The 20,682-nt window shown below is 66.0% G+C and carries 16 protein-coding genes and 1 pseudogene; 2 read left to right on the top strand and 15 right to left on the bottom strand.

From position 1 onward, the window contains the following. Nucleotides 1-686, top strand: a pseudogene (locus LK542_RS24085) (DUF3108 domain-containing protein); the annotation flags it as partial. 17 nt (nucleotides 687-703) lie between these two features. Here LK542_RS24085 and LK542_RS24080 read toward each other — a convergent pair. The 9 genes from LK542_RS24080 to LK542_RS24035 all read right to left on the bottom strand — a co-directional run bounded on the left by LK542_RS24080 (nucleotide 704) and on the right by LK542_RS24035 (nucleotide 12,542). Further along, the gene (locus tag LK542_RS24080; RefSeq protein WP_227813901.1) at nucleotides 704-2,368 is read right to left on the bottom strand and encodes a peptide chain release factor 3; all 1,665 of its coding nucleotides are present in this window, start codon (nucleotides 2,366-2,368) and stop codon (nucleotides 704-706) included. Nucleotides 2,369-2,497: 129 nt separating this feature from the next. After that, on the bottom strand, nucleotides 2,498-7,102 hold the full coding sequence (locus LK542_RS24075; RefSeq protein ID WP_227813900.1) for a pilus assembly protein: 4,605 nt from the start codon (nucleotides 7,100-7,102) through the stop codon (nucleotides 2,498-2,500). Between the two features lie 25 nt (nucleotides 7,103-7,127). Beyond that, the gene (locus tag LK542_RS24070) at nucleotides 7,128-7,718 is read right to left on the bottom strand and encodes a hypothetical protein (RefSeq protein WP_227813899.1); all 591 of its coding nucleotides are present in this window, start codon (nucleotides 7,716-7,718) and stop codon (nucleotides 7,128-7,130) included. Further along, entirely contained in the window at nucleotides 7,715-8,902 is a 1,188-nt protein-coding gene (locus LK542_RS24065) for a PilW family protein (RefSeq protein ID WP_227813898.1), read from the bottom strand. Before LK542_RS24065 ends, LK542_RS24070 begins: the two co-directional genes overlap by 4 nt. Beyond that, nucleotides 8,899-9,336, bottom strand: coding sequence for a hypothetical protein (locus LK542_RS24060; protein WP_227813897.1), 438 nt, complete (start codon nucleotides 9,334-9,336; stop codon nucleotides 8,899-8,901). Before LK542_RS24060 ends, LK542_RS24065 begins: the two co-directional genes overlap by 4 nt. After that, nucleotides 9,333-9,965, bottom strand: coding sequence for a prepilin-type N-terminal cleavage/methylation domain-containing protein (locus LK542_RS24055; RefSeq protein WP_227813896.1), 633 nt, complete (start codon nucleotides 9,963-9,965; stop codon nucleotides 9,333-9,335). The genes LK542_RS24060 and LK542_RS24055 overlap by 4 nt, the downstream gene beginning before the upstream one ends. Continuing rightward, the gene (locus LK542_RS24050) at nucleotides 9,953-10,384 is read right to left on the bottom strand and encodes a type IV pilin protein (RefSeq protein ID WP_267877571.1); all 432 of its coding nucleotides are present in this window, start codon (nucleotides 10,382-10,384) and stop codon (nucleotides 9,953-9,955) included. Before LK542_RS24050 ends, LK542_RS24055 begins: the two co-directional genes overlap by 13 nt. 129 nt (nucleotides 10,385-10,513) lie before the next feature. Then, the gene (locus tag LK542_RS24040; RefSeq protein ID WP_227813895.1) at nucleotides 10,514-11,854 is read right to left on the bottom strand and encodes a sensor histidine kinase; all 1,341 of its coding nucleotides are present in this window, start codon (nucleotides 11,852-11,854) and stop codon (nucleotides 10,514-10,516) included. A 10-nt stretch (nucleotides 11,855-11,864) separates the two neighbouring features. Further along, nucleotides 11,865-12,542 carry a response regulator transcription factor gene (locus LK542_RS24035; RefSeq protein WP_227813894.1) on the bottom strand — a complete coding sequence of 226 codons (678 nt, stop codon included), beginning with the start codon at nucleotides 12,540-12,542 and terminating at the stop codon, nucleotides 11,865-11,867. Between the two features lie 267 nt (nucleotides 12,543-12,809). On the opposite strand from LK542_RS24035, the gene LK542_RS24030 reads away from it, so the two are divergent. Further along, the gene (locus LK542_RS24030) at nucleotides 12,810-13,610 is read left to right on the top strand and encodes a Crp/Fnr family transcriptional regulator (protein WP_227802628.1); all 801 of its coding nucleotides are present in this window, start codon (nucleotides 12,810-12,812) and stop codon (nucleotides 13,608-13,610) included. Here LK542_RS24030 and LK542_RS24025 read toward each other — a convergent pair. The 6 genes from LK542_RS24025 to pheS all read right to left on the bottom strand — a co-directional run bounded on the left by LK542_RS24025 (nucleotide 13,607) and on the right by pheS (nucleotide 20,648). Then, a complete protein-coding gene (locus tag LK542_RS24025) occupies nucleotides 13,607-15,121 on the bottom strand; it encodes a CHASE3 domain-containing protein (RefSeq protein ID WP_227813893.1) in 1,515 nt (504 codons plus the stop codon). The two genes, LK542_RS24030 and LK542_RS24025, sit on opposite strands and share 4 nt — an antisense overlap. A 285-nt stretch (nucleotides 15,122-15,406) precedes the next feature. Beyond that, on the bottom strand, nucleotides 15,407-16,039 hold the full coding sequence (locus LK542_RS24020) for a response regulator transcription factor (protein WP_005667428.1): 633 nt from the start codon (nucleotides 16,037-16,039) through the stop codon (nucleotides 15,407-15,409). A 219-nt stretch (nucleotides 16,040-16,258) separates the two neighbouring features. After that, entirely contained in the window at nucleotides 16,259-16,663 is a 405-nt protein-coding gene (locus tag LK542_RS24015) for a MerR family transcriptional regulator (RefSeq protein ID WP_227802630.1), read from the bottom strand. An 11-nt stretch (nucleotides 16,664-16,674) separates the two neighbouring features. After that, the gene (locus tag LK542_RS24010; protein WP_227802631.1) at nucleotides 16,675-17,019 is read right to left on the bottom strand and encodes an integration host factor subunit alpha; all 345 of its coding nucleotides are present in this window, start codon (nucleotides 17,017-17,019) and stop codon (nucleotides 16,675-16,677) included. Nucleotides 17,020-17,174: 155 nt separating this feature from the next. Continuing rightward, nucleotides 17,175-19,601, bottom strand: a complete 2,427-nt coding sequence (gene pheT / locus LK542_RS24005) for a phenylalanine--tRNA ligase subunit beta (protein WP_227813892.1) — start codon at nucleotides 19,599-19,601, stop codon at nucleotides 17,175-17,177. Between the two features lie 30 nt (nucleotides 19,602-19,631). Then, a complete protein-coding gene (gene pheS / locus LK542_RS24000) occupies nucleotides 19,632-20,648 on the bottom strand; it encodes a phenylalanine--tRNA ligase subunit alpha (protein ID WP_227813891.1) in 1,017 nt (338 codons plus the stop codon). Nucleotides 20,649-20,682: the final 34 nt, after the last annotated feature.

Below are 20,682 nucleotides of genomic sequence, written 5' to 3'. Positions count from 1 at the left end.
CCCCTGCACGTGCCGACGCGCCAGCGCCCTCCACGGCGTCCCCGGCGCCGGCGGGCCAGCCCGAACCCATGCAAACGCCGAGCCGCTACCGCGTCGCCATGCCGCCCACCGTGACCCTGCTCTACGAACTGCGCGACGCGAAGGGTGGGACCAGTGATGCGTCGCTCTCATGGCAGACCGACGGCGTGCAGTACCGCATGACACTGGACGGCATCCTGGGCCGCATCGACAGCGAAGGCGGCACTGACGACGCCGGCATCGCGCCCCAGCGCGCCACCTATGCCTATGGCGCCGGCAGCGCCTCGGTCGCCTTCGACCGCGAACGGCGCGCCATCGTGTTCGAGAGCCTCGGGCGCAGCGCCCAGGACCTGCCCGGCAGCCAGGACGGCGCCACGATGCTGATGCAACTGGCCGGGATCGGCCTGGCCGACCCGGACCAGCTGCAGGAAGCGGTCGAGATCTACGTCGGCCGTGCGGATGCCGCCACGGTGGAGCGCTACCAGGTCATCGGTCAGGAACGCATCGCGACGCCGCTGGGCGAGCTCGATACGCTGCACCTGGCGCGCCAGGGCAAGCTTCAGTTGGAGATATGGCTGGCGCCGCAACAGGGCTGGCTGCCGGTGCAGCTGCGCGCAGGCGGGCGCACCCAGGTGGTGAAGGAGATCAGGAACGCGCCGGCCGGCTAGCCGGCGCGTGAAGCCGGTCAGCCCAGCTTGGCCGCGTGCTCGCGGGTCGCGTGGAAGGTCAGCTTGGGCCAGCGTTCCTGGGTCAGGCGCAGGTTGACACCGGAAGTCGCCAGGAAGGCCAGGTTGCCGGCCGCATCGTAGGCGACCTGGTGGCCGAGCTGGTTCTCGAAGTCGGACAAGGCCTTCTTGTCCTCGCTCGACACCCAGCGCGCGCTCGAGATGCTGCTGCTTTCGAACACGGCGTCGACGCCGTACTCGTTCAGCAGGCGGCTCGCCACCACTTCGAACTGCAGCACGCCGACCGCGCCCAGGATCAGGTCCGAACCCAGCACCGGCTTGAACACCTGCACCGCGCCCTCTTCGCCCAGCTGCTGCAAGCCCTTGTGCAGCTGTTTTACTTTTAACGGATTCCGGATGCGCACCGTGCGGAACAGCTCCGGCGCGAAGTACGGGATGCCGGTGAAGGTCAGCATTTCGCCTTCGGTGAAGCTGTCGCCGATCTGCATGTTGCCGTGGTTCGGCAGGCCGATGATGTCGCCGGCGTAGGCTTCTTCCACCTGTTCGCGGCTGGACGCCATGAAGGTCACGACGGACGACAGCTTCACGTCGCGGCCGAGGCGCAGGTGCTTGACCTTCATGCCCTTTTCGAAACGTCCCGAGCACACGCGCAGGAAGGCGATGCGGTCGCGGTGGGCCGGGTCCATGTTGGCCTGGATCTTGAAGACGAAGCCGGAAAACTTGGCTTCGGTCGGCTCGACCGCGCGCACGGTGGCGTCGCGTTCGCGCGGCGCCGGCGCCCAGTCGACCAGGGCCGACAGGATCTCGCGCACGCCGAAGTTGTTGATCGCCGAGCCGAAGAACACCGGCGTCTGCACGCCCGACAGGAAGCGCTCGATGTCGAACACGTGCGAAGCGCCGTGGACCAGCTCCACTTCCATCTTGAGCTGCTCGATCTCGAGCGGGAACATCTCGGCCAGCTTCGGGTTGTCGATGCCCTTGACGATCTCGAAGGCGCCGTCGGCCTTTTCTTCGCCCGCCTTGAACAGCATGATCTCGTCCTTCAGCAGGTGGTACACACCGCGGAAGTTCTTGCCCATGCCGATCGGCCAGGTCACCGGCGCGCACTCGATCTTCAGCACCGACTCGACCTCGTCCAGCAGTTCGAGCGGATCGCGGGTCTCGCGGTCCATCTTGTTCATGAAGGTGACGATCGGGGTGTCGCGCATGCGGCAGACGTCGAGCAGCTTGATGGTCTGCTCTTCCACGCCCTTGGCCGCGTCGATCACCATCAGGGCCGAATCGACCGCGGTCAGCACGCGGTAGGTGTCTTCCGAGAAGTCCTGGTGGCCCGGGGTGTCGAGCAGGTTGATGACGTGCTCGCGGAATTCGAACTGCATCACCGAGGATGCGACCGAAATCCCGCGCTGCTTTTCGATGTCCATCCAGTCCGAGGTCGCATGGCGGCCGCTCTTGCGACCCTTGACGGTACCGGCGAGCTGGATCGCGCCCGAGAACAGCAGCAGCTTCTCGGTCAGGGTGGTCTTACCCGCGTCCGGGTGGGAAATGATGCCGAAGGTGCGGCGGCGCGCGACTTCGCGCGTCACGTGGCCGGCCTGGCGGGTCGTGGTGCCTTCGGCGGCGCTGGCGCTGTCGTCGGCGGTGAATTCGGTGTCGTTGGCCATAGTCGAGCCTTGCAAAGCGGCCCTTGGTAAGAAAACCCTCGATTTTACCGATTCCGCGACCCGCCGTGTGGAGAATGTGCAAGGGGCCGCGCGCGGCGGCCCCTCGACTGGTGTTACGCGACTGTCAACTCACTCGCGCACGCGGCGCCAGCCGGCGCGGCGGGTCGGCATGGTCGACGCCGGATTGTGATCCTTGGTGACGGTCTTGCCGTCGGCGGTGGTCGCGATGGTCTTGGTTTCGCCGTTCGGCAGGCCGATGTTGATGAAGCCGACCACCGCCGAGTTGTTCGACAGGGTCGAGCCAGCGACCTCGCGCACCGGGCGCGCCGTGCACACGTCGAGTTCATAGATGTTACTGGTGCCGCCGACCGAGCAGGCCGACGAGGAACTCGGCAGGTTGGTTACCACGGTCAGCGTGCCCAGCACGATCTTCGGGTCGAGGTTGACCCGCTCGCCGCTGTCGCGGTCGAAGTCGACGTACCAGCCGGCCTGGCTGGCCAGGTTGACTTCCCCGCCCGCGATCGTATAGGTGTCGCCCCCGGCACCCTCGATCTTGGTCAGCGTCCGCCTCGACATGCCCGCACCGCGCCAGGCGTCGGCGCCGATCGCCGTACCGCTGTCCTTCAGCACGTAGGCCGACTGCACCGCGGTGCTGCCGACGTCGGTGATGTCGAGCAGGCGGCCGGTACCGAAGGCCACCACGCGCTGGGTCCCGGGCGTGACGGTGCCGTCTTCCGCGGTGGCGTCGACCCGGCACAGCGCCACGTCGGGACGGGTCGTGATCGGCTGGTTGCTGCCGGCGTCGCCCATCTTCAGCTTGCTCACCTGGCCAGGAACGGTAAAGTCGAAGCGCCACATCTGGCCCAGGTTGTCGCCGCCGTAGACATAGGTGACCAGCGGGTCGGTGGTCGGATTGCTGGTAATGGCGGTGATCTTGGCCAGCCCGGACGGGGTCGCGGTGCTGCCGCTACCGGTCGAGATGCGCTTCAGGACCCTGCCGGTGGCGATGTCCACCACGAACAGCCAGCCTTCGCCGCCGCCCGCATTGACGCCGTCCGCACCCGGGATATTGTTGTAGCCCGAGGTCAGGAACACGACCCACTTTTCTACCCCGTCGCTGTCCTTCCAGGTGCCGAACTGCGGGTTGCCGAAGCTCAGGCCGATCTCCGTTTCGAGCCTGTCGCCGCTGCACACGCTGGCGTCCGCGCACAGCTCCCACAGCGCGCGCGGCGCATCGGGGTCGGTGACGTCGAGCGCATAGTAGCCGCGTCCGCCGGCGTTCAGGCCCGCCACCAGCACAGTGCGCCAGCTGCCGCCGATCATGACGTCGCCCACTTCCGGCGAGCCGTCCACGGTGTACTGGTGATTGGTGCCATACGAGACGCTGGCCTGCACGTGCAGCTTCTTCATCGTGATGCGCGGCACGTAGGCCCACAGTTCGTCGCCGTTGGCGGCGTCGAAGGCGTGCAGCATGCCGTCGTTGGCGGCCGCAAACACGGTGGCGGCGCGGTCCGCCTGCGCCACCTTGTAGGCGTTGTAGCCGTCGCGCTGGTAGCTCTTGCGCGGGTCGCGCATGAAGGCCGGCTTGGCCGACGCGATGTCGCCCAGGACGATCGGCAAGGTCGTGCTCATCCCCTGCGGGATGGTCTCGGTGCGCGAATAGGCGCGCAGCACGGTGTCGTTGGCATACAGCTGGCGGCCGCGCAGCCAGTCGACGATATTGGCGCCCGCATTCACGATGGCGCGGTTGCCGGCCGACAGGTTGGCGCACTGCGACAGCGCGCCGCACTTGTTGTCGAACCAGGCTTTTTCGACGTCGCTCATCAGCGTGTAGTCGAAGTTCTTGAGCCCGCCCGTGGACAGGTCCAGCATCAGGATGCGGCGATCGACGGCGACCTCGGGGTCGGTGGTATCCACCACCTTGCGCCCGAGCCGCATCGACGAGTTCCAGATGTCGGTGTTGCCGACCACGCCGGTGACCGTGTCGATCTTGCGCTTGGTGAGCTGGCCATGCCATTTCACGGTGGTGAAGGTGGCGGAGAAGATGTCGTTGTCGAACTGCGAAATGTTCGGCGTCGAGGTCGCCGAGGCCGCGGCCGCGCCGACCTTGACCTCGATGTTGGCCAGCGCCTCGCGCAGGCCGTCGATCACCTGCAGCGGATCCGAGGCCGAGAAGTACTTGCCGTGGCCGTTGATCGCGGCGTGCCACAAATCGTCCACGCGCGACTGGTAGGCGGCGGACCCGCTGTTGTCATTGGTCTTCGGATCGGGCCAGACATAGGGGCCATTGTTGTTCCACGGGCAGCCGCTGGTGACACCGGTGATCAGCTTGTAGAAGTCACCGCCCAGCGCGGCCGCGCCGTCGTAATCGGGTTCATAGGTCATGACCCCGTCCACGCCCAGGCCGAGCGCATAGGTCTTCATGTGCAGGCGCGTGTTCTCCCCCGCCCCGGCCGGCACCAGGCCCGGCCTGCTCCAGTCTTCGAGGCTGGGGCGCAGCGAGGTGGTGCCGGTATTGGTGCCGCCGTTGTACCAGTACAGCGAGACGTCGGCCAGCGAGTTTCCGCTCTGGGCCGAGGTGTCGACACAGCCCTTGGAGCGCAGGCAGAAACGCGACGCGTCTTCGCGGTTGTCGTTGTTGGTCACGCTGGCCGCGGCATTGCCGTTCCAGTAGCCGTCGGTGGTGACGAAGGTAAAGTTCTGCTGGCAGGGGAACTGCACCACCGCGTTGTCCGTCGAATAGTTGTAGGGCGACTGGTTCGCGTACAGCTTGCCGATCGCATGCAGCGCCTGGCGAATCGGGGTCGACTGGTTGCCGTCCATGGCATACAGCGCGCTGTACCAGTCCGCGCGATGGTTGCCCCCGAACGGCTTGGGCTTGGTCATGCTGCCCTCGGCCGCCGCGCTCGACAGCGAGACCAGGCCGACGTTGTAGTTGTCGTTGATCGGCTGGAAGGCATGGCCGACCGCTGTCTTCATCGCCTGGTTGCGGGTCTTGTAGTAGCCGTACCAGTTGGCGAAGTTGGTCATCTCCTCGGCGTAGGTGCAGGTCGCGCCGGCACAGTCTGTGCGATTCGGCGCCTTCGGATAATTGTTGCGCGATGCGACGATGTCTGTGCGCGCGAAGGTCGTGGCGCCCAGGTCATTGGTCGTGGCCGGGAACACGTCGCTGACGGAGGCCGTGGTGCTGAACGAGACGTTACCCTGGTTGGTGAGGTTGCCGACCGTGATGTTCTTGCCCGAGGCGGCGCCGGTATCGACCAGGCAGACGGTCGTGTTCGGAGCGGCCTGGCAAATGGCGCCGCTGCCAGCGGTGCCGCCGACATAGGCGGTGACCGTGCCCTGGGTCCCGATCTTGTTGCGGATCGCCAGCGCGACCGAGGCGGCGTTCCAGCCCTTGGTCAGGGTCAGACTGGTGTCAAACAGGTTGACGCCGCCGAAGCTCACTTGCGACAGGACCTGGTTCTTGCTGTTGTTGACCGAGCCGCTCACCTTCAGCAGCGCGGTCGAGGCGCCGCCGGTGTCAAGCGCCAGGACGGTGCCGGCGCGGCTTTCGTCAGCCTGCAGCCAGCACGGACCGATCGTCTTGGGGCTCGTGCTCGCCGGGCAGGCGATTGGCACCACAGCCACCACGTTGTTGGCCGAAAGGGTGATGCCGTAGGTGCTGCAGGCCGGCACGCCGCCGCCGGTAGGCGTGCGCACGCAGGCCAGGAACTGGTTGGCCAGGCCGGTCTTGGCAATGATCGACGCGGCCAGGGCATTGGCCGCCTCCTGCTGCAAGGTGGCGCTGTTGGTCCCGGTGGCGGCCGTCACGGGGCCGTTGGTGATGGTTGCGGTGCCGGCCTCGGTCGTGGCGGTGACGGCGTCGAGCCTGACCGGAGTGCTGCCGGGCGAGGCGCCGACGGTAATGGTGCCGTACCAGACGGCGGGACGCGAGATGTCCCCGTAGCGCGGATACTTGAAGTTGCCGACGTATTTGGCCTGGCAATTGGTCAACGCGGTCGAGTCGCACCAGCGCACCTTGGCCGGGACGGGATAGCCGGCCGGCGCCGGGGCGTTGACATCGGTGGCCCGGCAGTTGGTCATGGCGGCGTTGGTGCAGTATTCCGCTACGTTGATGGTGTAGTAATAGGGATTGGCGAGGAACACCTGCCCGGTATAGCGGTTGCTGCTCGGGTAGTTGTAGCCGTTGCGGTTGACCTGGCAGTTGTTGTTGCTGGTGTCGCACCAGCGGATGTCCGGGAAGCCCGTCACCAGGTTGGTGCGCGAGGTGCTGTTCCCGAGCAGGTCGGTATCGTTGATGCCGAAACCGTCGGTGGTAACCGAGGTCCAGTTGCTGGTCTGGCTTGCGGTCAGGCTCGGGTAGGTGCTGCCGTCCGCCTTGACCGGGGGGCTGTAGCGCACGCGTGGGTTGTAGTACTGCTTGTTGAAATCGGGACTGGCGAACGGCGGATCGCCGGCGCGGCAGCCGCGCGTGCCGCCCGCCATCGTGGCGCGCGAGCGGCAGGTGATGCTGTCGTCCACGTAGTCAGGGGTGAAGGTGCTGGTCATCGAGCCCGAGTTATCGTACAAGAGCATCAGGTTCGGCTTGACCGTGCCGCTGCCGGTGATGTTCAGCAGGGGCAGCTGGGCGATCGCGGTGGGCGCGGCGCGCGCCGGCAAGGCCGCGAGGGCCACGACGATGGCGATGGCGAACGCCAGGATGGCGGGGAGTCGGTTGGATAGGATCTTCATGCGCGTTCCGTATGCAGTTTGCGGCTCAGGCGCCGATCAGGACCACCATCTGGGTGATCACATTGCCGCCGCGCGGACCATCGATGCGCGCGGTGATCACGTAGTGCAGTTGCGGCACGCCCGCGTACACGGGCGCATCCGAGGCCATGCTGTCGCCGAGGCGCACGGTGTTGCCAAGCGTGGAGGTGTTGGCGGCGGTCTGGACGCATGCGTTATCCGGGTCGCTGTAGACCACGTCGAGGCGGCACATGCGGTGGATGACGTAGCGGATCCGGTTGCCCTTGCCGTCGTCGACTTCCTTGGAGCCGTCCCAGAATCCGCTCGAGCGCACAGTCTGGGTGGTGTCGAGCGTGGCGCGGTAGCCCTCGCCCGGCACGTGGCCGTCGAGCTGGATCTTGTTGTTCTTCGCGGTGTCGCTGAGCCAGGCGAATCCCTGGTGCAGGCCGTAATCGGCGGCACGCGCCAGGCTGGCGTCATAGGCCAGGTTGGACGCGGTCAGCGTGGTCGAATTGCTGGAACGGAGCAGATAGATGCTCGAGACCAGCAGCACCAGCAGCATGATCAGCATGACCGGCAGCGCGATACCCCGCTGGCGAGGGAGATGTGGACGTGTCATGCGGTCGGTCTCCAGCCCGCGTTGCGCAGCGGGACGATGGTTTCGAAGACGCGGTAGCGGTAGCACTTCCAGTCGACCGGATCGCCGTCGACTTCCACGTTCACCTCGACCGGCTCGGCGTCGGTGTTCACCGCGTCCTGGACGGCAAACACCGTCGGGGGCACGGTGGTCGCCGTGCATTCGCCGGTGGCCGGGTCGGCGCGTTCCGGGTTCCTGGCGCGTGCCACCACGGCGATGCGCAGCGCGGCGATGCGCTGGTAGTCGCCCGCCCCGCCCTCGACGCCATCGCCGTCGGCGTCGATCATGGTGCTCGACCAGGCGGAAAGCTGCAGCCCCTGCTCGGGCGCGAACAGGTCGCCCGTCCGCGTGTCGAAGCCGTACTGCGCCTTGAGTGCGACGATGTTGTCGGCCACCGGCTGCGAGGCCGCGCCGGCGCCGGCCAGGTCGGTGGCGCGCAGGCGCAGGAAGCCGCCCTCGACCGACCAGGTGCGGAAGGACAGGCTGGCGGTCGGCCCCAGGTTGAAGATGCGCGAGGCGCCGCCCGTGTAGTGGGCGCCGAGGGCGCCGCTGTTGTAGCGGTTGCCGGCGCCGGCGATCATCACATACTGCTGGGACGGCGGCGGCGGCAGCGCCCCCGTGTCGGACGAGATCTGGGCCAGCGAGCACTGCTCGCCCAGTTTTTCGGGCGCCACCAGGATGACGTCGCCCTTGGCGAAACCGTAGGGCACGCGGTCGACGTCGATGCGGGTGCCGCCGATGTAGTTGGTGGTGATGCGCAGGGTGCCCGTGCCGCTGAACGAGCTGCCGGTGTACAGGGTGAGGCTGTCGGAAGCGTCCGCGCCGCCCGGCACGATCACGGCCGCGGCGAGCGGATGGATACTGTCGCCGTCGCGCGTGGCTGCCGTCATCTCGAAGCCCTCGGTGTCCGCCAGCACGGTGTCGCAGCCGACGATCAGCGGATCGTTCAGGCCGAAGCCGGCCCCCTCGACGTCGCCGCTGATCGAGAACATGGCGAGCATCCCGTTCTGCATCGAGTCGGAGCCGCCCAGCGCGGCCTGCTTGTTGCGTTCGGAATCGGTCATCAGGCGGGTGGCGAACAGCACCGCCAGCAGGCCGATCACGACGCTGACCATCAGTTCGACCAGCGAGAAGCCGGCCGCGCGCGTCAAGCCCGGGCGCTTCATGTCGACCCCGCGAAGTAGGAAGTGATACGGTGGGTGTTGACCGGCGTGTCGGCCTTGCGGCGCCAGCTAATCGCGATGTCCACCGCTGCAGGGGCCGCGCCCGCGGCCGGCGTCACGCTGATGACCACGGCGGCGCCCGGGATCAGGGTGGCGGTCTCGTCGTACCACTGCTCCAGGCGCGCCGACGGCTCTTCGCCGGCGGCAATCTCGTAGTCTTCCAGGTTGCCCAGGTCGGTATTCATGATGCCGAGCAGCTTGTCGGCGGCGATCGCGGCCTCGGCGCGCATGCCGGCGTCGGACAGGGCCGCATACGAGCGCGCCTGGAGCCCGATGGTGCCGAGCAGGCCGATCGCCAGGATCACGGCGGCCAGCAGGGCTTCGAGCAGCGCGATGCCCTGCTGGGCTTGCCTGCGGACGCTAGGGAGTCTGTTCATTCGGGGCACCTGCGTGAATCGTCGTCGGCGACATCCGGATTGCACTGGGTGGCAATGCCGGCCAGGGTCAGCACCACGCTGCTGGCGGGGAAAGGTTCTGCGCCCGCGGCCGGGTCCAGGTCGATGCGCATCATGCGTGTGCCGACGCGTGAATCGACCCATCCCAGCGGGGTGAAATAAACCGCGGTGGCGGCGCCCGGGCCCGGGGACACGACCAGGCGGCTGGTAGCGGGCAGCGCGTCGGCACGGCGCGCCACCGAAGTGAAGCTCGCGCCGGCGCTGTCTTCCGGCTTGACGCCTTCCTCGACGGTCGACCAGTCGCCGTCGGCTTCGTTGCACGGCTCTTCGGGCGTCGGGAAGCACAGGTCGACCTGCCAGTCGTACTGGCCGCTGACGGCGTTGCGGCTCAGGACCAGGCGGCTGGCGCTGTTGTGTGCCAGCGCCTTGGCGCGCGCGAGAATCAGGCCTTCAGCATAGAACTGTGTGGCGGCGGCGGCTTTGGTGGCAGCCACCCAGTCGACCATGCGCGGCACGCCGAGCGCCAGCAGCAGCGCGAACACGGCGAGCGTGATCATCGCCTCCACCAGCGTGAAGCCGCCTTGGTGCGGGGTGGCGCTTACTCGGCGCACTGGCCCTCCTTGCGGTCGACCCAGCAGGCGTCATTGGTAACCCAGTCGGTCGGCGCACTGGTGGTCGCGCGGCCGCCGTTCTGGTCGATGGTGAACACGAAGCCGTCGGCGCTGCCCTGGCCGGTGGCGGTCACCACGTAGGCGCTGGCGCTGGCTTCGGTCAGGGTGAAGGTGAAATGTTCGGAATCCCTCGGCATCAGGCCCAGGGCGTCGGCGTCGAAGCCGGCGTAGCTGCGGGTGTTTGCCCAGTGCTGCTCCATCTTCGGCTGGATGCCGGCCAGGCCGCTGAAGGCTTCGGTCAGGCGCGCACGCATCATGTAGCTGTTGTAGGACGGGAGGGCCACGGCCGTCAGGATGCCGACGACGACCACCGCGATCATGAGTTCGATGAGGGAAAAACCGGCCTGGCGCTTGTTCATGGATGAGTCTCCGAAGGGTCCGGCGGACTGCCGGAATGTTTCCATGTGGAATCATAACCCACGAAGCTTGCATTTCCCTGAGGAAAACCTGACAGAATCCTGACAAGCGCACAGGACGCGGAGACGCGTTTATGCGGGCGGGAAGCCCACGCTGAAGGTCGCGCCCAGCCCGCCCGGGCCGCTGTCCAGCGCAATCTCGGCGCCATGGGCGTCGGCGATGTCGCGCACGATCGCCAGGCCCAGCCCGCTGCCGCTGCTGTGCTGGTCGAGGCGCACGAAGCGCTGGAACACCTGCGCCCGCTGCTCGGGCGGAATACCGGGCCCGGAATCCTCGACCGCGAACAGGGCGCCGTCGGGCGTGGCCTGGCAGTGCACGGTGACCCTGCCCTGCGCCGGCGTGTAGCGCAGCGCGTTGTCGACCAGGTTGTCGACCAGGTCGCGCAGCATGTGGCGGTCGCCCATGAGCTTCGCACTGGCCAGCTCGAAGCCGAGGTCGATGTCCTTGCGCAGGGCCTGCTCGACGAACGCCTGGACTGCCTCGGCCACGATGTCGGCCAGGTCGAGCGGCGCCAGCTGGGCGCGCTCGAAGCGGTCGGGGGCGGCGCGTTCCAGCGACAGCAGCTGATTGGCCTGGCGGATCATGCGTTCGTTGGCGCGCAACAGCAGGTCGACGGTGCGCCCCGTCTCGGGATCGTCGCGGTGACGCGCCTGCAGCCACTCCAGCTGCAGCCGCAGTCCGGCCAGCGGCGTGCGCAGCTGGTGCGCGACATTGGCGCGGAAATCGTCCTGGGCGCGGGCGCCGGCCGCGATCCGCCCCAGCAGCGCATTGAAGGCACTGACCAGCGGCGCCAGTTCACGCGGCATCCCGTTGTCGTCGAGCGGCGCCAGGTCGTGGCTGCCGCGCGCATCCAGGCGAGCACGCAGGCGCGCCAGCGGCGCCAGGCCATTGCCGACCGAGAACCACACCAGACCCACCAGGGCCAGGCTGAACAGCAGCTCGAGCAGCAAAAGGGCGCGCACGATGGCCGCCCTCACCCCCTGGCGCTGGCTCAGGGTGCGCGCCACCGCCACTTCGACCTGGCCGCCGGGGCCCGGCACCATCAGGCTGGCGACCCGTACCGGCTGGCCGTGCAGGCGGTCGTCGCGCACCGGCTCGGCGCCCGGGCGGCGCGGGAAGGCGGGTTCGCCCGCCAGCACCCGGCCGCCCGCGTCGCGCACCACGAACCAGCTGGGGTCCTGGGCGGCGGCGCCGATCACGGGTCCGCCGGCGCCGGATAGTTCGATACTTGTGGAAGCATTACCCGGCCGCAGGCGCGCGGCCAGGCCGGCGGCTGCGTCCAGCAAGCCCTGGTCGAAGGCGAGCTGGGCCGGCGTCCAGGCCAGCAGGTAGGTGAGGCTGGCGGCCAGCAGGTTGAACACGAGGATGGGAGCGACCAGCCATTTCAGCAGGCGCAGGCGGATGCTGCTCATGGGCGAGGGCTCAAGCGGCGGCTTCGAGCAGGTAGCCGAAGCCGCGGATGGTGCGGATCGCCACCCTGGCGCCGTCGAGCTTCAGGCGCAGGCGCGAGACATAGACCTCGACCGCGTTCAGGGTCAGGTCGTCGCCCCAGGGTGCGATGGCGTCGATGATCTGCTGCTTGGAGACCACGCGGCCGGCGTGCTGCAGCAGGTACTCCAGCACACCCCACTCGCGCGCCGACAGGTCGAGCACGCGCTCGCCCACGCGTGCGCGCCGGGTCGCGCTGTCGAGACTGAGCTGGCCGAGGCCGAGCTGGGCGGGAGGCGGCGCCACGCGCCGGGCCAGGGCGCGGATGCGCGCGACCAGTTCGGCGCTGGCGAAGGGCTTGACCAGGTAGTCGTCGGCGCCGGCTTCCAGGCCGCGCACCCGGTCTTCGACGGCGTCGCGCGCGGTCAGGAGCAGGACCGGGCAGGCGGCGCCCCGGGCACGCAGGCGGCGCAGCACCTCGAAGCCGTCGATGCCGGGCAGGCCGATGTCGAGCACGATCACGGAAAACGGCAGGGGCTGGGCCTGCAGCCGGGCGTCGGCGGCGAGCCCGTCGACGACGAGTTCCACCCCCATGTCCTGGGCCTGCAGGGTGCGCACCAGCCCGTCGGCCAGCACGGCGTCGTCTTCGACCAGCAGCAAGGGCAAGGGCATGTCGTGTCAGCGCAAATGCAAAATCACATTATGCGCGAATTCGGCGCATAAGCGTTTCCACAACAAAAGAAAACGCGATGACAAAACGATATCTCTCTAGTAGGACTGGGCTGACAAAATGGCCTGCGCCAAGCCTACACAGGTGCGACTGCCAGTCTTATGTTCGCCAACGGACTATAGCTTTAATGTACACACATCGCGATGAGGCAAAGAAAAAAGACCTCAAACATTCGCACCCGACGCACGTTAGAGATAAGAGGACATAAAATGAACAACACTCAACTTGGTGGTATGCACAAAGCGCAACACAAGATCCCAGCCACTAGTGAGACTGTGAAAGCCGCGTCCCGCCCCGTTGTCAGCTACAGCGGCACCCAGCAGAACGAACTGCTCGGCGCCCTGCCCCGCCAAGACCTGGAAAGCCTGTTCGAGCAACTGGAGCTCGTTCCGCTGCCATTCGGCAAGGAGTTGTTCGAGTATGGCAGCAAATTGGAATACGTGTATTTTCCGACCACCGCAATCGTGTCGCTGCTGTACGTGATGGAAGATGGCGCCACCACCGAGATCGCGGTGGTCGGCCACGAAGGCGCAGTCGGCGTGTCGCTGTTCATGGGTGAACGCGCCACCTGCAGCGCTGTGGTCCAGAGCGCCGGCTACGGCTACCGCCTCAAGACCCAGTTCCTGCGCGACGCATTCAACAAGGGCGGCGCCCTGCCCCAACTCCTGATGCGCTACACCAACGCCCTGTTTGCCCAGATGGCCCAGAACGCCGTCGGCGGCCGCCACAGCTCGATCGAACAGAAGCTGTGCCGCTGGCTGCTCGACCGCCTGGACCGTTCGGCCAGCAACGAGCTGAAAGTGACCCAGGAACTGATCTCGATCATGCTGGGCGTGCGCCGCGAAAGCATCACCGCCGCTGCCGGCAAGCTGCAGGACGAAGGCCTGATCCAGTACCGCCGCGGCAACATCACCGTCCTGGACCGTGCCGGCCTGGAAGAATACGCCGGCGAGTGCTACAAAGTGGCCAAGTCGGAATACGACCGCCTGCTGAGCGACGTGGCCCGTTAAGAATTGACCGGCGCCCCATCCGGCGCCGTACCGCTTCTCGCTTCGAACGCCGTCCCCAGTAACAGGGACGGCGTTTTCATTTCCGGGGTTTCGCGCAGCTGCGCGGGAACGGGCCTGCCCTCGCCGCCTGGCGCGGAGGCCGGAATCCAGGCGCGCACGCAGGTGCCGACGTTGTTCACGCCGCGCGCCACATGCAGCGTTCCGCCCAGCAGCAGCGCGCGTTCGCGCATGCCCAGCAGGCCATGCGATTTCGAGCGGGTCATCGCATCCTGCGCGATGCCGATGCCGTCATCGGTGATTTCCAGTTCCCAACCGTCCGGTTCGCGCGTCAGGTTGACGATGACGGTGCGCGCCTTGGCATACTTGGCGATATTGTTCAGGGCTTCCTGGGTGATGCGGAACAGCGCGATTGCCTGCATCGGCCCAGCCTCGTCGGCCTCGGCATCGACCAGGGCGTCGCAGTCGAGCGCGGTCACGCGCGCATAATCGGCGCAGTAGCTCTGGAGCGCCGCCGACAGGCCCATGTTGTCCAGCAGGCTGGGGCGCAGGTTTTCGATGATGCGGCGCTTGAGCTGGACGGTGTCGACCAGGGTCTTGCGTGCCCGGCCCAGCATTGCCACCAGCTCCGGATGCGTGCCCTTCAGTTTCTCGCTGACGGACGTCATGTCCATGCCGATGGCGGTCAGGTTGGCCCCCATCTCGTCGTGCAACTCGCGCGCCAGGCGCGATTTTTCTTCCTCCGACACCCGGATCAGGTGGCGCGACAGCACCGACAGCTGCTCGGTACGCTCGGCAACAATGGCCTCCAGGCTATCGTTCGTGCTCTGAAGGGCGCGCTCGGCTTCCAGGCGCAGGCCGAAGCTGCGCTGCACCAGGCGGTGGAACAGCAGGATCACGAGGATCGCGACGGCATTGATGCCGACGCCGAACAGCACCGTGCGGCGCGACTGTTCGTAGAACGCGTTCGTGCGCGCGGCCAGCAGTTCGTTCTGTTCGCGCGTCATGATCACGACCTGCAGGCGGATTTCGTCCATCTCGCCGCGCTCGTCGGCGGCGGCGGAAATGGCGACGATATCGACCAGCCCGCCCTGGCGGTAGACCTCGAGCGACTGGTGCATCAGGCCGAGCTTGCGCTGCACCAGGCTGCGCAACTGAGCCAGGTTCCTGGTCTGGGAGGGACTGTCGGCCAGCAGGACACCGAGGGCGCGCAGCTGGTTGTCGATCTGCTGGGGCGCCGCATGCAGGGGGCCGAGATTGACTTCCGAGCCGGACAGGAAATAGCCGCGCAATCCACTTTCGGAATCGGTGACGAGCAGGTTCAGGAGCTGCAGCTCGTCCGTGACGCGGGCGGTCTGGGCCTGCAGGGCATTGGCCGAGCGCAGGTCGTCGAGATTGCGGATGAGGAAGACCGCGTTGATGACCAGGATGACCACACAGGCCACGCACAACAGGGTCTTGGAGAGAGGCAGGCCGCGCAAGCGCTTGCCGTCGAAAGCAGTAGAAAAATACATTGGCTTCCTTTCGCGCAACTTGTGCCGTCCGGGCCGATTATAGTCGCGTTAGCGCGACAATGCTTTCAAGGCCGTGCGGATACGAAGCTTACGCGGATGCCAGCCTCAGTGGACGCGGAATGCTGGGTGGCCGACAAATGCAAGTGTGCGCGTATCCACGGCGGCGCGCAATACAAATGTTGCACTGCGGCGAATATTTTGTAACGTTTAGAAACAAGTGTTGGCTGGAAAGAGTTTTCCGCCGGAAAGAAAACGCGCCGGTTGCCGGCGCGTTGGTGCAGATGCTCAGTCGAGCAGGTTGTTCTTCATGGCGTAATAGGTCAGGTCGCTGTTCGACTGCAGGCCCATTTTTTCCATGATGCGGGTACGGTAGGTCGACACGGTCTTGATCGACAGCGACAGCGCATTGCCGATGTCCGACACGGTGGCGCCCTTTGCCAGGCGCAGGAAGACCTGGAACTCGCGGTCCGACAGCTCGGTGTGCAGCGCCGTATTCGGGTCGCGGTCGAAGCTTTGCGCCAGCAGTTCGCCCACGGTCGAGCTCACGTAGCGGCGGCCCTGGTAGACGGTGCGCACCGCGGTCTTGAGCTCGTCGGCTTCGCATTCCTTGTTCAGGTAGCCGTTGGCGCCCATCTTGAACAGATTGAGCGCGTACTGCTGCGCCGGATAGCCGGACAGGATCAGCACCGGCAGGTTCGGCTGGCCCTGGCGGATCGTGCGCAGGATATCGATGCCGGACTGGTCCGGCATGGCGATGTCGAGCAGGAGCACGTCGCAGATCTCGCGGCGTGCGATGTCGAGGGCTTCGCGCCCGGTAGCGCCTTCGGCGACGACTTCGAAATCGCCGGACGACGAGAAAATCTGTTTGAACCCTGCTCGAACTATTTGGTGATCGTCACAAATGGCAACGCGTATCATTATCTTCCCTTAAATTTTCCCTTTTCAGGAAAGTGCCAGGTCCGTGCAGACGCCCCGGCATGCATGCATGTTCAGCATGACCGCAAGTGACATTCTATCACTATGGCGCGGGGCATCAAGGCACACACTTGCTGAGTTATGCGGGCCATATATGGGCGCTCGCCTGCCGACGCAAGTCCCGGCATGCCGCGCGGGTGCGCGGATGCCGGCGGGCCGAGATCAGGCGACGCCCGTGCCGTGTTTCAGAAGCGCGAGAATGTCTTGCAAGCGGGCCCGCATGTTGTCGATATCGACAGTGGGCGCCGGCGGCGGCAGCTCGGCTTCGGGTGCACTGGCCAGTTCGTGGCCGCGGCCGTCGAGGCGGTTGCGCGCCCCGCTGATGGTGAAGCCCTGCTCGTAGAGCAGTTCGCGGATGCGGCGGATCAGCAGCACTTCGTGATGCTGGTAATAGCGACGGTTACCTCTGCGTTTGACCGGTTTAAGCTGGGTGAATTCCTGTTCCCAGTAGCGCAGCACATGCGGTTTGACGCCGCACAAATCGCTCACTTCACCAATCGTGAAATAGCGCTTCGCCGGGATCGGCGGCAGCACAACGGGTTCAGGCTTGTTCGGTCGTTCGCTCATCTAGCACTCAGTCAGGCAGCTCGGGCCAGCGAGTTACTCGGGGGACTAGTCTCCTCGACCATTCCCTTGAGCTTCTGGCTGGCGTGGAAAGTCACGACGCGGCGCGCCGTGATGGGGATTTCTTCCCCGGTTTTCGGATTGCGGCCGGGCCGCTGCGGCTTGTCGCGCAACTGGAAATTGCCGAAGCCGGACAGCTTGACCGCCTCGCCGCGCTCGAGCGCGTTGCGGATTTCGTCGAAGAAGGTCTCGACCATGTCCTTGGCTTCGCGCTTGTTCAGGCCGACCTGCTCGAACAGCAGTTCGGCCAGCTCGGCCTTGGTCAGGGTTGGCAGTTCCTTCTCTGCTTCCTTCCGCATCCGCGCGACTTGTGTGGCGCGATGCAGATCGGCCGCCAGGGCTTCCTGGAATACGGCCGAGTCAACGTCGTTGTTATTAATTTTGAAGCCCTACCTTCAAGAAACGATGTTTTGGAACGGTGTGAGGCGCTCGATGAAGCGCCTCGGTCCAGCTCTTATGCGCGCAGTTTTGCGCCGACTTTTTCTTGTGCCGAACGGGCCACGGCCACCATGATGGCGTCCACCGCGTCGTCCTGCAGCGTCGATTGAGTATCTTGCAAGCCAAAGCGGAAAGCAAGGCTTTTTTCATCCGTCTCCAGGCCCTTGCCGCGGTATTCATCAAACAAAACAACGGCTTGCACGATCTTTCCGCCAGGATTGGCAGCGAGCTCGGCATGGAAAGTGTCCAGCACTTCCTGGGCCGACACGCCCTGCTTCACCACCAGCGCCAGGTCGCGCGTGGCGCCCGGGAACTTGGAAATCTCGGTATAACTCGGCACGCTGCGCTGGCGCAGGGCTTCGGCATCGACCTCGAACAGGACCGGCGCCTGCGGCAGGTCGTATTTCTGCAGCCAGCGCGGGTGCAGTTCGCCGATGAAGCCGATGTGCTTGCCGTCGAGCTCGACGAAGGCGCTGCGGCCCGGGTGCAGGGCCGGATGCTCGCCCTTCACGAAGCGCAGCGAGGCCGGGGCGAACAGGGCTTCCAGGTCGGCCTTGACGTCGAAGAAGTCGACCGCGCGGGTCTTCTCGCCCCACTGTTCGTCGACCGACGGACCGTAGGCGATCGCGGCGACGCGCTTGGGCTGCTCGAAACCGGCGACTGCCAGCGGGGCGTCTTGCACCTCCGGATTGCGCTTGAACACGGCGCCGATTTCGAACACGCGCACGCGGCCAGCCTTGCGGTTGATGTTGTAGCGCACGTTGGCCAGCAGGCTGCCGACCAGGTTCGAGCGCATCACGCTCATCTGGCTGGCGATCGGGTTCTGCAGGCGGATCGGGTCGGCATTCGCCGCGAAGTCCTGCTCCCATTGGGCTTCGACGAAGCTCATGTTGACCACTTCCTGGTAGCCCAGGTCGGCCAGCTGGTGGCGGATCGCGAACAGCGAGCGGGTGTTTTCCGGCTCGATCAGCATGGCGCTCGGGGCGACTGGCGGATTGGCCGGGATGTTCTCGAAACCGTAGACGCGCGCGACTTCCTCGATCAGGTCTTCCTCGATCTCGATGTCGAAGCGGTACGAAGGCGAGGTCACCTGGAATACCCCGTCCGAATGCGTGAACGGCAGCTGCAGGCGGGTGAAGATGTCGGCCACGACGGCGTCGGTGAGCGGCACGCCGATCACCTTGGCGGCGCGCGCGGTGCGCATGCTCACGGCCTGGGGCTGCGGCAGGTTCACGGACTGGTCGTCGACCGGGCCCACTTTGGTGTCAGGGGTGCCGCAGATCTCGACGATCAGCGCGGTGATGCGCTCGATGTGTTCCACCGTGGTCGCATAGTCCACGCCGCGCTCGAAGCGGTGCGCCGCGTCGGTCGAGAAGTTGTACTTGCGGGCGCGGCCCTGGATGGCGTTCGGCCACCAGAATGCCGCTTCCAGGTAGATGTCGGTGGTGTCGAGCGTCACGGCAGTGGAGTCGCCGCCCATGATGCCGGCCAGCGATTCAATTTCCTTGTCGTCGGCGATCACGCCGACCCACTCGTCGACCTCGATGGTATTGCCGTTCAGGAGCTTCAGGGTCTCGCCCTTCTTGCCCCAGCGAACATCCAGGCCACCGTGGATCTTGTTCAGGTCGAACACGTGCGAAGGACGGCCGACTTCCAGCATCACGTAGTTCGAGATATCGACCAGGGCCGACACCGAACGCTGGCCGCTGCGCTCGAGGCGCTGCTTCATCCAGTCAGGGGTGGCGGCGCGCGCGTTCAGGCCGCGGATGACACGGCCCGAGAAACGGCCGCACAGGTCCGGGGCCGAGATCTTCACCGGCAGCTTTTCGTCGGTATTCACGGCGACCTGCTTGGTGGTCGGCACGTGCAGCGGGGTGCCGGTCAGGGCCGAGACTTCGCGCGCCACGCCCAGCACGGACAGGCAGTCCGCCTTGTTCGGGGTCAGCTTGATGGTGAACTTCAGGTCGTCGAGGCCGAGATAGTCGCGGATATCCGTGCCGACTGGCGCGTCAGCCGGCAGCTCCATCAGGCCGCTGCTCTCTTCCGAGATTTTCAGTTCCTTGGCCGAGCACATCATGCCCTGCGACTCGACGCCGCGCAGCTTGCCGACCTTGATCGCGAAGGGCTTGCCATCCGCGCCCGGCGGCAGCACGGCGCCGGCCTTGGCGCAGATCGCCTTCATGCCCGCACGCACGTTCGGCGCGCCACAGACGATATTCAAGAGCGTGCCGGTGCCGACGTCCACCTGGCAGACGTTCAGGCGGTCGGCGTCCGGATGCTTGGCCACTTCCTTGACTTCGGCCACCACCACATTGGTGAACGGCGGCGCGACCGGTTCGACTTCCTCGACTTCCAGGCCGGACATGGTGAGCAGGTGCGACAGCTCGCTAGAGCTCATCGTCGGATCGACCATCGAGCGGAGCCAGTTTTCAGAGAATTGCATATTCGTTGTACCTTCTTCTTGCCGCGAGGGTTAATTGAACTGCTTGAGGAAACGGAGGTCGCCTTCATAGAAGAGACGCAGGTCGTTGATCCCGTAACGCAGCATGGTCAGGCGCTCGAGGCCGGAGCCGAACGCGAAACCGATGAACCGTTCCGGATCCAGTCCGAAATTACGTACGACAGTTGGGTGGACCTGGCCAGCGCCCGACACTTCCAGCCAGCGGCCCTTCAGCGGACCGGAGCCAAAGGCGATGTCGATCTCGGCCGACGGTTCGGTGAACGGGAAGTAGGACGGACGGAAACGGACCTGCAGGTCGTCGGTCTCGAAGAAGGCCTTGACGAAGTTCAGGTACACGCCCTTGAGGTCGGCGAAGCTGATGTTCTCGCCAATCCACAGGCCTTCGACCTGGTGGAACATCGGCGAGTGGGTGGCGTCGCTGTCGACGCGGTAGGTGCGGCCCGGCGCGATCACCTTGATCGGCGGCGTATGGGTGCGCGCATAGCGCACCTGCATCGGGCTGGTGTGGGTGCGCAGCAGCAGCGGTTTGCCGGTGCTGTCATTGCCTTCGATGTAGAAGGTGTCCTGCATCGAACGGGCCGGGTGGTTTTCCGGGCTGTTCAGTGCGGTGAAGTTGGTCCAGTCGGTCTCGATCTCGGGACCGTCGGCAACGTCGAAGCCGATCGAGCGGAAGATCTGCTCCACGCGTTCCCAGGTGCGCATCACCGGGTGGATGCCGCCCTTGGCGCGGCCGCGGCCCGGCAGGGTCACGTCAATGCTTTCTGCGTTGAGGCGCGCCATCAGCTGCGCGTTCGCGAGGTCGTCGCGGCGGGCGCTCAAGGCCTGTTCGATTTTTTCTTTTGCGGCGTTGATCAGGGCGCCCTGCGCCTTGCGCTGTTCCGGGTCGAGCTTGCCCAGGCCCTTCATCAGGTCGGTGACCTGGCCGGTCTTGCCCAGGTATTTGGCTTTTGCATTTTCGAGCGCGGCGGCGTCCGCGGCGGCGGTGAAATCAGCCTGGGCCGAGGAGACGAGATCTTCCAGCGATTGCATGCTTGTTCTTTTCCTGTTTGTGTGGTGGCAGGAG

This window comes from Massilia sp. IC2-477 (assembly GCF_020707265.1).
In the GTDB taxonomy this organism is placed as follows: domain Bacteria; phylum Pseudomonadota; class Gammaproteobacteria; order Burkholderiales; family Burkholderiaceae_D; genus Telluria.
The sequence above is the reverse complement of the archived record's forward strand: the minus strand, read 5'-3'. Positions and strand labels throughout refer to the sequence as shown.

What these genes read in the sequence shown, in the direction of transcription:
- LK542_RS24080 (WP_227813901.1), bottom strand. Translation starts at nt 2,368, where the DNA reads ATGGCCAACGACACCGAATTCACCGCCGACGACAGCGCCAGCGCCGCC.
- LK542_RS24075 (WP_227813900.1), bottom strand. Translation starts at nt 7,102, where the DNA reads ATGAAGATCCTATCCAACCGACTCCCCGCCATCCTGGCGTTCGCCATC.
- LK542_RS24070 (WP_227813899.1), bottom strand. Translation starts at nt 7,718, where the DNA reads ATGACACGTCCACATCTCCCTCGCCAGCGGGGTATCGCGCTGCCGGTC.
- LK542_RS24065 (WP_227813898.1), bottom strand. Translation starts at nt 8,902, where the DNA reads ATGAAGCGCCCGGGCTTGACGCGCGCGGCCGGCTTCTCGCTGGTCGAA.
- LK542_RS24060 (WP_227813897.1), bottom strand. Translation starts at nt 9,336, where the DNA reads ATGAACAGACTCCCTAGCGTCCGCAGGCAAGCCCAGCAGGGCATCGCG.
- LK542_RS24050 (WP_267877571.1), bottom strand. Translation starts at nt 10,384, where the DNA reads ATGAACAAGCGCCAGGCCGGTTTTTCCCTCATCGAACTCATGATCGCG.
- LK542_RS24040 (WP_227813895.1), bottom strand. Translation starts at nt 11,854, where the DNA reads ATGAGCAGCATCCGCCTGCGCCTGCTGAAATGGCTGGTCGCTCCCATC.
- LK542_RS24035 (WP_227813894.1), bottom strand. Translation starts at nt 12,542, where the DNA reads ATGCCCTTGCCCTTGCTGCTGGTCGAAGACGACGCCGTGCTGGCCGAC.
- LK542_RS24030 (WP_227802628.1), top strand. Translation starts at nt 12,810, where the DNA reads ATGAACAACACTCAACTTGGTGGTATGCACAAAGCGCAACACAAGATC.
- LK542_RS24025 (WP_227813893.1), bottom strand. Translation starts at nt 15,121, where the DNA reads ATGTATTTTTCTACTGCTTTCGACGGCAAGCGCTTGCGCGGCCTGCCT.
- LK542_RS24020 (WP_005667428.1), bottom strand. Translation starts at nt 16,039, where the DNA reads ATGATACGCGTTGCCATTTGTGACGATCACCAAATAGTTCGAGCAGGG.
- LK542_RS24015 (WP_227802630.1), bottom strand. Translation starts at nt 16,663, where the DNA reads ATGAGCGAACGACCGAACAAGCCTGAACCCGTTGTGCTGCCGCCGATC.
- LK542_RS24010 (WP_227802631.1), bottom strand. Translation starts at nt 17,019, where the DNA reads ATGCGGAAGGAAGCAGAGAAGGAACTGCCAACCCTGACCAAGGCCGAG.
- pheT (WP_227813892.1), bottom strand. Translation starts at nt 19,601, where the DNA reads ATGCAATTCTCTGAAAACTGGCTCCGCTCGATGGTCGATCCGACGATG.
- pheS (WP_227813891.1), bottom strand. Translation starts at nt 20,648, where the DNA reads ATGCAATCGCTGGAAGATCTCGTCTCCTCGGCCCAGGCTGATTTCACC.